The sequence below is a fragment of the Geotalea uraniireducens Rf4 genome (assembly GCF_000016745.1).
Classification (GTDB): domain Bacteria; phylum Desulfobacterota; class Desulfuromonadia; order Geobacterales; family Geobacteraceae; genus Geotalea; species Geotalea uraniireducens.
This window is the reverse complement of sequence record NC_009483.1, coordinates 2,973,798-2,987,423: the sequence shown is the minus strand read 5'-3', so window position 1 is coordinate 2,987,423 and position 13,626 is coordinate 2,973,798. Positions and strand designations below refer to the sequence as shown.

Below are 13,626 nucleotides of genomic sequence, written 5' to 3'. Positions count from 1 at the left end.
ATGAAAGTTCCCTGTTGCACCACCTCCGGCATCGATCGCGGTCGGTTGTTCCTCTGCCTTTTACATACTGCATGTATCGTAATGTTGCTGCATGGGTTTTCATGGGGAGATGATTTTACCGTCACGCCTTCTGCCGCGCTGAAGGAAGAATATAACGACAACGTGTTCTATGCGAGCAGAGACAAGCGCAGCACTTTTATTACCACCATTTCGCCGGGGTTGGAACTGATGGAGCGAACGGAGCGGCTGAACCTCAATCTGCTGGCGCGTCTTGACAGCATCCATTATGCGGCGAATAGTCGACTCGACTCTCTCGATCGGGGGTACAAGGGGCGACTGCACTACCAGTTGCACCCCCGTACAAGCATGGAGGCGAGTGCCGAACTAGTCCAGGAATCCCGTGCTGACCGGGATATCGGCATGAGCGGACTGGCGATCCTGGAAACGTTCAATACCGTGAGGCGTGACCGCACAGCATACTCGCTGGCCGGCAGCCACATGCTCACCGAGACAACCGGCGCGTCCTTTTCCTACAACTACGGTAAAGACCATTACCTTGACCCGAGCTTAATAGATATCACATCCCACGCGGTAACCCTTGGGCTTGACCATGACCTTGCCTATCTGGTGCCGAATATCAAGGGTCAACTGACGGCAGGTTTTACCCGTTACCTCTTCACCAGCTCCCAGGTTGATAATTATACAGTGTCGGCCGGATTACAGGGAGAGTTGAACGAGCTCTGGACGGTCTCTGCATCACTTGGCGGGCGAATTACCCAATCGATGATCGAATCCACCACCCAGGTTGATTTTTTCCCGACCTTCAGGAACATTACCTTGCGAACAGTGGACACGAACGCGGGGTGGATCGGCCAGCTTGCGCTCGCCTATCACGGCGAGTTGACAAAGGGAAGACTTACCTTCTACCGGGACGTGACTTCCGCCTCCGGCCGCTCCGGTACCGCCGAACGCACGGCAGTGACGTTCAATATGGCGCGCCGTTTCAGCTACGGCATGTGGGGAACGCTAAACGCCGGCGCCTATTTGAATCAGTCCGATCAGCGGCAGTTTTCGAATCAAACGATTGACGAGAAGACCATCGACATTAGTCCCGGCTTTCGCTATGAATTCACGAAGGACGTGGATCTTAGCGGTAATTACCATTTTGTCGGGATCAATTCACGTCAGACGTCCGGCGATGTTCGGGTGAATCGTAATTCGATCATGCTGACCCTGAATTTTCGCTATCCGTTTTTTGAGCAATAGAATTTTCCACCCTAAAATCAATTGAGGAACAGTGCATGACAACAGGCAATATGACGGTACACGATCTTATGGATATTCTGAAGCGGAGGAAGTGGAGCTTGCTCCTGCCGGCGGCAGCGCTCTTTCTTGTTGCAGTGAGCGTGGCATTTATCCTGCCGCCGATCTATCGCTCCACCACGACCATTCTGATCGAGGAGCAGGAGATCCCTCCCGAGATGGTTGCCACCACGGTGACGAGCTTTGCCGAACAGCGGCTGCAGGTGCTCAACCAGCGCATCATGAGTTCCACGAGGCTTTTGGAGATCATCAATCGTTTCAATCTCTACGCGGACATCAAGGACAAAATAACGACGGAAGAGATGATCGAGAAGATGCGCAAGGACATCAAGTTCGATACGATCAGCGCCGATGTCATAGATCGCCGTACCGGCCGGGCGACTCAGGCCACCATCGCTTTTTCCCTGTCTTACTCAGCCAGGAACCCTGCGACTGCCCAGCAGATCGCCAACGTCCTGGCTTCCCTTTATCTGGAAGAGAACCTGAAGGTGCGTGAGCAATCCACGTCGGGGACTTCGAAGTTTCTTGAGGACGAGATGAAGGACGTGCAGGCGAAGCTGGTCGGGTTTGAAGCGCAGATTTCCGCTTATAAGCAGCGAAACCTGAATTCCCTGCCGGAACTGGTTCAAACCAACCTGTCGGAGCTGGACCAGGTGGAGCGTAGCATTATCCAGTTCAATGACCAGTTGCGCACCCTGAAGGAGAAGGAAGGTTACCTGCGGAGCCAGCTTGCGAACATCACGCCCGAAGACGAGAATCAGGACAAGACCCGCCTCAATGATCTGAAAGCGAAACTGGTGAACCTGAAGAGCCGCTTCTCCGATGAGTACCCCGATGTAAAAAAACTTCAGCAGGAGATTGCGACTCTGGAAAAGCAGCTCCACACAGTCGGCGGAGATGTAAAGTCTATCCGTGCCGATAATCCGAACTATATTAATCTGGCTTCCCAACTGGCCGCCGCCCAGTCGGAAATCGACTCGGTGAAACGCCAGCTTGCACAGTTTCACGACAAGCGTGATTCTTACCGCAAACGGATTCAGGCTGCGCCGAAGGTTGAGGAAGGGTTTAAAAACCTGATGGTCGAGCGAAACAACATGCAGTTGAAATACGATGATCTTTCGAAAAAATTTCTGGAAGCCAAGGTCGCCCACGGCCTGGAGAAAGAGCAGATGGGCGAACGGTTCACCATCGTCGATGCGGCCAGGCTACCTGAAAAGCCGGTGAGTCCCAATGTGCCGGTTATCATGCTGATCGGCCTGATTCTCGGGATCGGCAGCGGGGTAGGCGTTGCGACCATTCGCGAAACCGGCGACAAATCAGTGCACAGCATGGAGGTCTTGGCCAAGGCAACCATGTATCCCGTGCTTGCCGCCATTCCTGAAATCGTCACCTGGCAGGATCAGCAACGGCAGCTGAGAAGACGCAGATCGCTTCTTGTTGCGGGCATAATGATCATTCCCATTTCCCTGCTGGCAATTCATTTTCTGGTCATGGACCTGAGTGTGGCCTGGGCCATTTTCAAGCGCAGAATGGCTCTTTGAGCCAACCTGTAAAGGAAGGAGTAACCGCATATGGAAGCGATGGAACCGCATACGGAAGTGTTGGAACCGCCTATGGATGTGTTGGAACCGCATATGGAAGTGTTGGAACCGCATATGGAAGTATTGGAACCGCATGATGAAAGCAGCACAGGCGAAAGACTTGTTCTGAAACCGCGGGTGCATCACCTGAAAAAGACACCCCCCACGGAGAAGCATATACGTTTGCCGGAACATAAGAGGCATGTGCCGGAGGCTCCACAATACGAGTTCACTACCAGGCCGGCGGAAATGGAGAAGCTGGGGTGGGTTTCTCCCACCTATCACCAGTCCCGTTCCGTGACCCTTGATCCGCGGGCAATTGCCGAGAACCGTTGCGTGGCCTTTATGTCCGATGCCCCGGAGGTGGAGGCTTACCGGATATTACGGACCAAGATCATGCACCGCATCCGGGAAAAGGGTGGGAACACCCTGATGGTGACGAGCGCGTTGGCGGGAGAGGGGAAGACGCTGACCGCCATCAACCTGGCCCTGACCTTTGCCAAGGAATTCAGTCAGACGGTGCTCCTGGTCGATTGCGACCTGAGGCGGCAGAAGATCCATGACTACCTCAAGTTCGACAGTGACAGGGGTGTGTGCGACTACCTGCTTGATGACTGTCCGGTGTCGGAACTGATGGTCTGGCCGGGAATCGAAAAGCTGACCCTGATTTCCGGCGGACGGACCATCAGCGACAGCAGCGAGCTGCTCGGTTCGCCCCGGATGAAGGAACTGGTGGCCGACTTGAAGAACCGTTATCCCGACCGGCTCGTCATCTTCGACGTGCCGCCGGTCCTGGCCACAGCCGATGCACTTGCCTTTACCCCCCTTGTCGACACTATCCTGGTAACGGTTAGGGAAGGGGAGACAGCTGTCGACGACATCAACCGGGCGCTGGGGATGCTGCCGCCGGATAAGATCCTGGGGCTGGTGTTGAATCGCACCAGGCGGCCGATGAACAGCTATTATCCGCCGCAGAAGAAATAACGCGCTGCACATCCTTATAAATTTCTGTGACGTTTCGAAAAAACCCGTACCGGTATTGCCGGTACGGGTTTTTTCAACCTAGAAAAACATTTGTTCACGCAAAGTCGCAAAGAACGTGAAGAAATTCGTAACTATTAAGCATATCCAGGAGCGTGGGCATCCTGCCTGCGTTTCAAGCGGATGTATCGCTTGAATTGGTTACAAGCAAACCGTATTCGGGCATAAACCCGCCCTAAACATGAGCAAGATGCCCACGCTCCTGAAAAACCAGTCCGTTACTTCGCCGTGCTGAATAGTTACGCAAAATCATCGGTTAGGTCTTTGCATCAAGTTTTTTTAGCCCCATTAGGGGCGTTCGCATGTAGCCGGGGGATTCATCCCCCGGAACAGATTCCAGAATATCCCCACTTCACGTACGTGACGTGATGAAATTTGCCGCGATGACCGGGGAATGAATTCTCCGGCTACCAGCATTCTGTCCCCACGGGACGTAAGCAAAAACCGGACACTGCTGACGCAAAATGAACTATACCCGAAACAAAGATAGTGTTAATTCGGGGTACGAAGATCACTTCCCACTTAGCAAAGGGGGATGGAGGGGGATTTGTTCCGTTGATAATTCTGTTTGCGAATGGAAAGTCTGTGCATTCAGGGAATTCAACATGCTTGATAACTGTTCGGGTGGTATTAAATCGGAAGTGAATAAAAAAAGGGCCTCGAACGAGGCCCTGAAATTACATTGCAGATGAAGGAGGTTCTACTAGGGAATCATCGGAGTGGTTGCGCCAACGTAAGCCGGATAGGCACTGTCGTCTGCCTTGTTGTAGGTCATCTCGGAAGCTGCGGCCCAGAAATTGGCCTTGGAAGCCGGGATGTGGGTCGGGTCGGAAGCGAAGTTGACCAACTGGGTGATCAGGGTGTGCTGGGCTGAAGTGGACGGGGTTTTAGTCGGGTTCTCATAGAGCCACTGGTTGGAGAAGAAGTCATAGGCGCCGTTGCGGATGGCGCTGCGGCGGCCTGCAAGACCGTTGTACTTGATGGCGACCACGTTCTGGCTGCTGCCGGAAACCCCGACGGACTGGTCGGCGTCGGCATAGCCGATGGCGCCAATGGCGGAGCCGGTGCCCGAGCCGATGTTGCCGTTCACACACTTGATCTCATCCGAACCGCCGTCGTTGAAGTAGGCGTAAGGGGAAGAAGAGGTGTTTTCAAAGCCGGAAATCGGGTTGGCAATGCCGGCGAAAACCGCCTTGTCGAAGGTGGCGTGGGTGCCGGAGCCGGCGTGACGGAGGCAGGCATAGACAGAGTTGGTCGGGTCGCCGGCAACCGAGTAGGAGGCGCCGAAATCTTTCCAGCTCAGGATGTTGCCGCTGAAGATCTGGACGGCCATCTCGCGGGTGATGTTGTCGATGGTTTTCTGGGTGCAGACGCTGCCGGTGCCGCAATCGGCAGCAGCGGTGGCGGCGGTGCAGAGGGCGCCGTCAGCAGCGCCGCCGACGCATTTCTCAACTTTGATGGCGTTGTTGGCGAAGAAGCCGAAGGGAACCACTACCGGCTGGTAGGAGGTCAGGCCGGTGGTCGGGACGCCGGAGAAGTACCTGGTAACGTATCCGCCATTGCGCATGCCGTAGACCTGGCCTTCGGAAGACTGGGTAAAGGCTTCGCCGGACACGTCGGATGCGCCCAGGTGGACTTCCTGGCAGGAGGTGCCGTTATTGCCGGCGCCGTTTACCATCTTGCGCTGACCGGGCAGACCAGGGCACTGCTGCGTAGCGGGGGCGACAACGGTAGGGTCGTATTTGTTGCCGACGGCGTAGATGCCGTCATAGGATGCCTTGGCGCTGTAGCGGAGGTTGATGGTATTGGCTCCGCCGTCGCAGCCGGTTCCCTGGGTGATTTCGTGCTTGCCGTCAGCGGAAGTGGTCTGCGAGGTGGCGCTGCAGCCGCGGACGCTTGTGAGAAAGCCGGGGGCCGCGGCGTTCCAGAAGAGGAACTCGGCGGAGGCGCCGTAGATGTTCAGGTCGATCACTGCGGCGTTGGCGGTGGCGCCCATGGCCAGCATTGCGGCGGACAGGGCGAGGGTTTTCATGCTCTTCTTCATTGTAGTTCTCCTTTTTTGTTGGTGATGCAATTGTGTCAGGTTTCGAGTAATTCATGAGGGGCAGCACCGGCTGCCCCCTTGTGGCCGATGTCAGCCGCTGTTACGCCGTCATCTTGCGGCGGATGCCGACCATGCCGAGGAGGCCGGAGCCCATCAGCAGGAATGCGGGGGGGATCGGGGTAGAGGCCGCATTCGTCATGATGGCCGTGGACCCGTCGGCCAAGGTGCGCAGGGTCAGCTTCTGGACGTCGCCGACGCGCACGCCGAGATTAGCCGAGTTGGAGATGGTGCTGCCCCAGGTGTAGAGCGCTTGGTCAACATAACCGGTCGTTGCCAGGGCTGCCAGGCTCACGACCCCGCCTGCGGGCTTGGTCGGAAGAAAGTTTGCAAAGCCGCCTGTCGCAGCGCCTTTATTGTCCATCTTATTGAAGAAGGAGTTGGTGAGGCTCTTGTTGTCAAGCGTCGCGACTTTGCCGTCAGCCGAAAGGAACAGGTTGTACTGGTTGATGGTCGAGGCGAAATTTGTTTTATAACCGCCATATTTGAGCGAGCCGTTGGTGGGAGCGGTGGTCGTGGACAGGTCGCCGGTACCGGAAACCCAGGCCGAACTCGTTGCGTTGTCGTTGGAAAAATAGGCTACGCGCAGGTCGGAGTAAGAGCTGCCGCCGAACTGGGCGAGGGTTGTGGCGTCGATGCCGCCGCCGAGGATGGAGCCGTTGGCGTAGGAGGTGAGGGCGGATACGGAGCCGAGGTTGGTGGCGATTTCCTTGGTCCCCAAGGTGTCGTAAACGACGCGGATCAGGTCGCCCTGTGCGAAGGCGGCCATGGCGCTGCTTGCGGCGCTCATGGTGAGCATGGCTGCTGCGAGAAGGGTAATCATTTTTTTCTTCATTTTTTCATCTCCTTTTTAATAATGCTTCCTTGGGTGATTGTTAATTTCTTGCTTTGAATTAACGTGTGCTGCCGATCCCCCCAGGCAACCCGGCTGCCCATTCGCAGGGCCCGTGGCTTTCCGTCACCCGGTTACCCGGGTTTTGGCTTTATCTAGAAGTTGGTTCGGGCCATCGCTGGCCTGCCGACTCAATGTTTCAGGCTTGTTTGCCGTTTCCACCCCCTTTTACTTGAGTCCCGTCTGCCTGATAACAAAAAAGCCCAAATCAAGCGCACGTGGCACATCTCGATTCGGGCTTTCCGGGGCCTACTGGGTAGGTCGGCAAAGTACCCTGCTATTTGGTTATGTTGCGTCGGTAATCAGCCGGATTGCTTGTTGTTGTTCTTCATGATCTCTTCAAACTTCTCGATTCTGCAGATGCCGCCCTGGCTGAAATTCACCTTGATATAGCCGGTGAATTCGCTTTTGATCAGAGCTCTCAGAATTTCGATCAGATTGTTGAGTTTTTCCATTAATTTCATCTCTGCCTGCTAAATATTTTACTGCCTGACTGAGAGCATCCGCTGATCTTTGCCGATGGTCATGTTATCGATGGAACAGACAATAACAGCGGATTGTTACATCTTTACGACGAGTATCTGAAATTTGTATTAATTTATTTTTTTCCATTCCGGTGTTTTCAAAGGGTGGTAGGAATGCGTCGTGCTCGAACGGAAGAATCGTCCACAGGAGAATATCCCCTCGAAACCATATATATCAAATGCGATTCTTCCTGATAATTCTTCACCATGAATGGTCCACGCCATCTCTTTTTCTTCAGTAATGACAACCTTGTTTTTTTCGTCCCATTCGCCAAACAGATCATTTTCCATCATATTTATGGCGGCCATGAATTTGTTATGCCAGATGGTCACTACGCCGTGTGTCCCATTACAATTATTATAAAAAAGGATGACGCTGATGATATCTCCCGGGTTGATCTTCTCATGCTGTTCCGCGGATATGAGGCCCTTGATCTCGTGGAGGTTATCTTCTGTGACGAACATTTTTCTTACAACTCTGATTACCTGGCTTTTTTGTTTGGGGCCGATAAATTTATTATTTGTACTGCTGTACGTCATTAACTTCTTCCTTTCATGTCGAAGCAGTCTGTTATATCCGATAAATCTCAGCAGTGTCCGGTTAGGTTTTTGCAGCCGACACATCCCCCCCTCTCCCTAGCCCTCTCCCACCAAGGGAGAGGGAATAAAAGCTCCCCTCCCTTCGATGGGAGGGGCTGGGGGAGGGTGCAAAAAGATAGTTTTCACAGCTTTTGATGCCAGTGCAATTATCTAACCGGACACTGCTGGATAAATCTGTGTATCGCAGATGACATCGGAAATATTAAAGTTTAAACATGTAAACAACGTGACAACTTGTTGTCTATATTGAAAATAAAAACCGACAGCTGAATTTTAATTTTTTATGGAATTGCCGGCTGCCATTGATTACACGACATGGAGCGGTTCCGATGCCGGCAGATTGCCCTCACCGGACTGTTTTCTGAGAAGTTGCCGTCGGTATTTCTTTTTGAAGATCGCGAGCAGCAGCAGATAAATGAGAATGGTTGCTGGTGGCGCAGTTATGAGCCAAGCGGCCACTGCCTTAAGGGCAGCTCCGCCCAGGTGAGTGATCGTTGCAGTAAAACCGCCGTGGAGTCCGCCGCTGGCCATTTCAGGGGAAAGGGGTTTCTCCCATGGGAAAACCCTTTCTCCCAGACGGTAAAAGGGGAAAAAAAGTGCCAGCTGTAGCGGATAAGCCATGTAGTTTACCGCCTGGATGGCCGCCTGATTGAGTCTCAGGAAGAACGCGAGGGCAGCGCAAATCAGGGTCGTTCCCCAGAAGATGGGGAGAATGCCGACGGCAATTCCAAGGCAGATGGTCAGAGCCAGCTTATGGGGAGTGAGTCCGCATTGGAATATATCCTTGAGGCGCTTGCCGACTGTTTCGGTGAGTTTCAGGGCGCATCTGTTAAATTGCATCAGTCGGCTCCGGTTTGCGTTGCTGCAAATGAGGGATTACCTTTTTTAGATCGCAACCTTGCAGCCAGCGATGTCTTCGCATGACTCCCGGCTGAACTCTACGAGGCTTCTCACCAGTTCTCCCTCCACCGTCGGATCGATGTGGGGGATCTTGCTCTGTCCGCCAAGTTTGCCCCGTACCTCTTTCGACCACCGGTAAATGAGCCCTTCTTCCACACCGACAACCACCGGCGCCTTGATCCTTCCCTGGTTGCGGAACGTTGCGTAGTCGGCGTTCATAGTGATGAGGGCATCGTCGAGGCGCTTCGCCAGGTCGATGTCGCTGTTTTGGCTGTCCCGGCCCAGGGCGAGCACCCAGAGATGACGACGTTCCGCTATCTCCGGACCGACGATGAACTCGCGGATATCGATCCCCGGGATGTTGTTCAGCCCGGCCACCGCAGCTTCCACTTCTCCCTGGGTCACTTTTTCCTCGAACCGGTCGAGGAACTTGTCGCGGCCGGTGAATTCGATGAACAGGGGGGCGCGGGAGGTGAAGCGAATGGTGTCGCCTATATGGTAGCGCCAGAGCCCGGCACAGGTGGTAAGGATTACCGCGTAGCGCCGGCCGGTTTCGGTCTCTTCCAGCGGTACGGCGGGGGCGTCCGGGGCCGGTACACCCCGCTCATTCAGCATTTCACAGGGAACAAACTCGAAGAATACACCGTAGTACGGGGCAAGCCGCATCTGTCCTTCGCCATGGAGCTGGAAGGCCATGAACGCTTCCGATGAGGGGAGCAGTTCCAGGAAGTTGGGCATGCGCAGGGGAAACAGCTCGTCGAACTCCTGCCGATACGGTTTGAGGCTTGTTCCGCCGTGAATGATCAGTTCCAGGTTTGGCAACAACTCGGGGAGAGGGCGGCTTCCAAGTTCCGCGCAACGTTTCAGCAGGAGAATGATCCAGGGGGGGACGCCGGATATCCCCCTGATGTTACGATTGGTGAGGAGAAGGTGCGCCAGCTTTTCCAGCTTTTCTTCCCAGGGCAGGGCAGCGGTTACAGGGTCGGGGGCGATGAACGGATTCAGGTACGCCGGCCGGTAGCGAAGGGTAATGGCGCTCATGTCGCCGCTCAGGACACCGTCACCCATGTCGGTGAGGTCGGTGTTGCCCGCCATGTAGAGGAGTTTTCCCTGAAAGAGGCGGCTGCTGCGATTGGCATTGAGGTACGTGGCAGTGAGGTCGAGTGCGGCCCGCTGGTTGGCGGCAAACATCTCCCGGGAAAATGGGATGTACTTGCTCGGAGCCGTGGTGCCCGACGTTTCGCAGAAGAAGGGGATCTTGCCCGGCCAGGTCTCGTTTTCAAGGAATAATTGCCGACGTCCACTGATTTCACGGCACGAAGCGGCAAAATAGTCCGTCCAGAAATCGCTGTAGGTCCTGATCGGGACCCGCTGCCGATAGAGGCGGTAGGCTTCGGCAAAGGGAAGCGGCACGAGTTCGGCCAGACCGTAGTCCCTGCCGAAACGGGTGACGCTGCCGCGGGCGAGGAGCCGGGCCAGAATGTTTCGCTGGGCCAGGTAAGGGTCCTGGGCCAGAAACCGGTTGGCCAGGACGGTGGCGCCGGTTTTCAGAAACCGGTCGAGGAACGGTGCGGAAAGGTCACGAAGCATGGGTATGGTTTTCATTATACCACCGCAAAGAGCATGGGCGCCAGCAGCTTGTCATACCAGGTTTCGATGAGCGGATTGTAGTATTGATGGTGAAAAATCAGCGAGGCGTGGGCAACGGCATCGTCCGGCGAGTGGGATATGACCTGCCTTACCTTGCCGCGCGGGAAGAGCTGTCTGCTTTTTGCCGGGTCGCGCAGGGCAGCCAGTGTCGGCGAGGTCGGGACGAGCAGGTTGTCTTCCTGTTCCGCCAGGAGCGTCAGGGCCGGGCCGGTGAAGATCGGCAGATCCCCCCCCGGCTGCGCAAACTGTTTGAGGGCCAGGACCCGCTCGTAGCCGCCGGAGGAAGAGGTTGAGCCGATGACTTCCATGATCTTTCTCCTGATGGAGAGGTGTCTGCTCGACAATCGCCGGTTTTCCGCGCCGGCTTCGAAAAGCGCCTGAAAGCAGCGGCGCGCCCGGTCAATCTGTCTGCTTACTTCTTCGCCGCCGGCCGGATTCGCCTTGAGAATACGTTTAAGGTTGCTCTCCAGCATCCTGACGCCGCCGCTCTTGTCCCGTTCCGGCCGGATCAGGTCTTCGGTGCAGAGCACCGGGCTGGCCATGACCACCCCCCTGATTTTGAGATCCTTTGCCTCGGCGCATTCGCGCAGGAAGCAGGCCAGCAGGCCGCAGCCGAAACTGACCCCGAAGAGCACCGGCTTTTTGCCGCGTAGGTTGATGTCCTCGATAAGATCTGCCAGTTGGGCAAAAAACATCGCCGAGGAAAAGCCGTTGCGCGGGTAGTTTATGTAGTAGATGCTGCCGTACTCCCTGAAGAGGGGACGCTGGAATTCCACTAACTCGGTAGCGTCGGGGACGAAACCGCCGACGATGATGGTGGGTGTGGAGCCGGATCCCTTTTCCTTGAATATCTGGGCACGGGTTGCGTGCATGCTTGCAACCCGATCTTTGAGCTTGAATTCGCGACGCCGGTTTTTTGGAGTGAACGGCTTGATGGCCATCTGGCGGAGAATTCCGGTTGCGGCAGTGACGACACCCAGAATAGCCGGGTGGTTGCCGATAGTTTTCTGCACAAACGGGATAACCGATGCGTTCATAATTTCTCCTTACGGTTGAGGCTATTGCAAAACCACTGCGGGACCGCTTTGCGGTGTTGCCGCTCGCTCGCTTGCGCCTTGCATCCCGGCATCCTCATGACGTTTTGCAAGAGCCTTGTTTCTTCTCATTATGAACGGAGAGGGTTACGGCTGTGTTGCGGTGGGGAAAATTATCTGTGGATATCAGGAGCCTGTCGGACTTAGGAGTGAATCTACTGCGAGAACGGAAAATCGGCCCATATTCCCGGAAATTTTCGACAAATAGGTCCACTATTCGCTCTCAAATTTCCGATAATCTGTCCTCGATTTGCCATTCTCTCGTTACGATTCCCTAAGTCCGACTGGCTCCTAGGGCAAGACGTCAAATGATTTTCTCAAATTCCAGCCGCACGGAACCACGCTGCTTCCACTCATTCTTCAGTAATTCAAAGAGACGCTGAACGGGTTTCAGGCGGAGTGCGTCGATATTTGTCGCCGGACAAAACGCTCGGATTCTTCCGGAAATTCCTGTATCCAGTTGCCGCACATGTAGCAGATAATGCCGGCTGCCAGACCCGAGTCAGTAATAAACTGCTGTCGTGTAATTCCAATTTTGGCTTTGCATTTCGGACATGTCATTTTTCGCCCCTGTCATTTCCATATTTGCCGGCTGGTATAGCTGCATAAACGCCATTCGCGGGGCCCAATGCCGAATTGTCCCGCATTTATTGCATGTTATTCTCCCATATAAATGTGCAAATCATGAAACAGGCATGTGAAAATTATGTTTATTGATGCAATTTATTGCTGTTGGTCAGTTTATCTACTCTGCTGCAGGCGGCGCATAATAAACAGCAATGCAATATTTCCTCATAAGCATTCAATTGTCGAATGAACTGATTTCCTGTACATAGCGGCGCCGTTACAGTTGTTGCAGAACATTAACACGGCCTTCACAAGAATTTAATATTTGTAGAGGACATTAAATCAATTGATCACAAATTATTCCAGGAGGTTGGCGCATGATTTGTCCGGCATGCAACACTGAAATCACATACCGGTTGAGGAAGCAAGTCAAAGCCGGGCAGCGATTCGTCTGCATTACCTGTGGCAGGGAATTTGCCTTTGAAGAATTCAAAAAACGTTCCCTGAATCTGCCTGTAATGGAAGAGGGTGATTGATAGTGGAATTGTCTGAAAACCAGGGGGGAACAGCCGCTTTACGGCTGAAGAAGCGTCTTCAAATCCGGTTGAATAATGTAATTGCCTGCATTCTCATGATTGCCTGCGTCACAGGGAGCGTTGCCAGTACAGGACCGGAAACACGGGAATCTAGTTACGCCATCTTTGCCCGAGGGTTCAGGGTCGGCGAATTGAAGACGGTCTGCTCCCTTGTTCCCGCCACAGGCAAAAAGATCCTCAAATTCGAATCCGCCACACGAGTCAATGCAAACCTCGTCTTCTACTCATACTCTCTCGTCGGGAAGGAAGAAGCTTTGGTAGGGAACGACGGCGCGTTCCAATACAAGCACACGGCCAAAGAAAATAAATCCAGCCTGCAGGTGGAGGGTAAACTGGAAAACGGGCTGTTCCAGTTTGAAGTCAGCGAAAAAGGTTCCCGCAGAACGGTGGCCATCGAGCGGAAGAAATACGACTATACCACCATGGAATGTCCCGAAGTCGCCATGAAAAAACCGGGCGAGAAGATGTCTCTGCGAGTCCTCGATCTGGAAAATCTTGAAGTGCTGACTCGCAGTTATCGATACGTAAGAAATGAAGAAGTGGATGTGGACGGGGTGCGGCTCATGTGTAAAGTGATCGACTTTGAGGATTCGCACAAGAAGTGCCGGCGATGGATCAAAGCTGACGACCTCGGTGTTGTCATCGCCCGACAGGACGGCAGCGGTAAGAACGGCTCATACTCATTAAGGATGACGAAGCTGAATGCTGCTTAGCGATTTGAGTCGCGATCGGAGTCATCCGGTATCTGCCGGCAGGTT

11 protein-coding genes and 1 riboswitch are annotated in these 13,626 nt (G+C 54.2%); of the genes, 4 read left to right on the top strand and 7 right to left on the bottom strand.

Features of this window, described 5'->3' with window-relative positions; genetic code table 11:
* Genes GURA_RS13145 through GURA_RS13135 form a run of 3 tightly spaced genes read left to right on the top strand, consistent with a single transcriptional unit; the run spans position 1 to position 3,887 of the window.
* Positions 1-1,266 (top strand): outer membrane beta-barrel protein, encoded by a 1,266-nt coding sequence (locus GURA_RS13145; protein WP_011939437.1) that lies wholly within the window; start codon positions 1-3, stop codon positions 1,264-1,266.
* 35 nt (positions 1,267-1,301) lie between these two features.
* Positions 1,302-2,864 carry a GumC family protein gene (locus GURA_RS13140; RefSeq protein WP_011939436.1) on the top strand — a complete coding sequence of 521 codons (1,563 nt, stop codon included), beginning with the start codon at positions 1,302-1,304 and terminating at the stop codon, positions 2,862-2,864.
* Positions 2,865-2,894: 30 nt separating this feature from the next.
* Positions 2,895-3,887 (top strand): AAA family ATPase, encoded by a 993-nt coding sequence (locus GURA_RS13135; protein WP_011939435.1) that lies wholly within the window; start codon positions 2,895-2,897, stop codon positions 3,885-3,887.
* Between the two features lie 760 nt (positions 3,888-4,647).
* On the opposite strand, the gene GURA_RS13130 is transcribed toward GURA_RS13135, so the two are convergent.
* From GURA_RS13130 to GURA_RS13105, 7 genes are all read right to left on the bottom strand, one after another.
* Positions 4,648-5,988, bottom strand: a complete 1,341-nt coding sequence (locus GURA_RS13130; protein WP_011939434.1) for a type 2 periplasmic-binding domain-containing protein — start codon at positions 5,986-5,988, stop codon at positions 4,648-4,650.
* Between the two features lie 100 nt (positions 5,989-6,088).
* The gene (locus GURA_RS13125; RefSeq protein ID WP_011939433.1) at positions 6,089-6,880 is read right to left on the bottom strand and encodes a hypothetical protein; all 792 of its coding nucleotides are present in this window, start codon (positions 6,878-6,880) and stop codon (positions 6,089-6,091) included.
* Between the two features lie 80 nt (positions 6,881-6,960).
* Positions 6,961-7,037, bottom strand: a riboswitch (cyclic di-GMP riboswitch).
* A gap of 202 nt (positions 7,038-7,239) precedes the next feature.
* Positions 7,240-7,401, bottom strand: coding sequence for a hypothetical protein (locus tag GURA_RS24680; RefSeq protein ID WP_011939432.1), 162 nt, complete (start codon positions 7,399-7,401; stop codon positions 7,240-7,242).
* A gap of 129 nt (positions 7,402-7,530) precedes the next feature.
* On the bottom strand, positions 7,531-8,085 hold the full coding sequence (locus tag GURA_RS13120; protein WP_011939431.1) for a hypothetical protein: 555 nt from the start codon (positions 8,083-8,085) through the stop codon (positions 7,531-7,533).
* Between the two features lie 282 nt (positions 8,086-8,367).
* Positions 8,368-8,901 carry a DUF2062 domain-containing protein gene (locus GURA_RS13115; RefSeq protein WP_011939430.1) on the bottom strand — a complete coding sequence of 178 codons (534 nt, stop codon included), beginning with the start codon at positions 8,899-8,901 and terminating at the stop codon, positions 8,368-8,370.
* A 45-nt stretch (positions 8,902-8,946) separates the two neighbouring features.
* Positions 8,947-10,566: a GH3 family domain-containing protein gene (locus tag GURA_RS13110; RefSeq protein WP_011939429.1), complete on the bottom strand. Its 1,620-nt coding sequence runs from the start codon at positions 10,564-10,566 to the stop codon at positions 8,947-8,949.
* On the bottom strand, positions 10,566-11,648 hold the full coding sequence (locus tag GURA_RS13105; RefSeq protein ID WP_011939428.1) for an alpha/beta hydrolase: 1,083 nt from the start codon (positions 11,646-11,648) through the stop codon (positions 10,566-10,568). The genes GURA_RS13110 and GURA_RS13105 overlap by 1 nt, the downstream gene beginning before the upstream one ends.
* A 1,162-nt stretch (positions 11,649-12,810) precedes the next feature.
* Between GURA_RS13105 and GURA_RS13100 the strand changes: the two genes are divergently transcribed.
* A complete protein-coding gene (locus GURA_RS13100; RefSeq protein ID WP_011939427.1) occupies positions 12,811-13,581 on the top strand; it encodes a hypothetical protein in 771 nt (256 codons plus the stop codon).
* The last annotated feature ends 45 nt before the right edge of the window (positions 13,582-13,626 follow it).